Origin of the sequence: Luteimonas terrae (assembly GCF_004358165.1) — a bacterium.
Classification (GTDB): Bacteria; Pseudomonadota; Gammaproteobacteria; order Xanthomonadales; family Xanthomonadaceae; genus Luteimonas; species Luteimonas terrae.
Genome location: NZ_SMTG01000001.1, coordinates 1 through 785, shown reverse-complemented (window position 1 = coordinate 785; position 785 = coordinate 1). Strand labels below are relative to the sequence as shown.

Below are 785 nucleotides of genomic sequence, written 5' to 3'. Positions count from 1 at the left end.
TTCACGTTGTCGCCCGGCATCACCATCTCGGTGCCTTCCGGCAGCTCGACCGCACCGGTGATGTCGGTGGTGCGGAAGTAGAACTGCGGACGGTAGCCCTTGAAGAACGGGGTGTGACGGCCGCCCTCGTCCTTCGACAGCACGTAGACTTCGGCTTCGAAATCGGTGTGCGGCTTGATCGAACCCGGCTTGGCCAGCACCTGACCACGCTCGACGTCGTCACGCTTGGTGCCGCGCAGCAGCAGACCGGCGTTGTCGCCTGCCTGGCCCTGGTCGAGCAGCTTGCGGAACATTTCCACGCCCGTGACGGTGGTCTTCTGCACCGGACGGATACCGACGATTTCGATTTCCTCGCCGACCTTGATCACGCCGCGCTCGATGCGACCGGTGACCACGGTACCGCGACCCGAGATCGAGAACACGTCTTCGACCGGCATCAGGAACGACTTGTCCACGTCGCGCTCCGGCTCCGGGATCCAGCTGTCGAGCGCATCGACCAGCTTGAGGATCGCCGGCACGCCGATGTCGCTCTGGTCGCCGTCGAGGGCCAGACGGGCCGAACCGTGGATGATCGGGGTGTCGTCGCCCGGGAAGTCGTACTTGCTCAGCAGCTCGCGCACTTCCATCTCGACCAGCTCGAGCAGCTCGGCGTCCTCGACCATGTCAGCCTTGTTCAGGAACACGACGATGTACGGCACGCCGACCTGACGCGACAGCAGGATGTGCTCGCGGGTCTGCGGCATCGGGCCGTCGGCCGCCGAACACACCAGGATCGCGCCGTCCAT

Annotated in this window: 1 protein-coding gene; it reads right to left on the bottom strand. The window is 65.1% G+C overall.

The window, feature by feature from the left end; genetic code table 11:
• Positions 1-785, bottom strand: a 785-nt coding sequence (locus E2F49_RS00005) for an elongation factor Tu (protein ID WP_133392118.1), incomplete at both ends; no start/stop codon positions are given.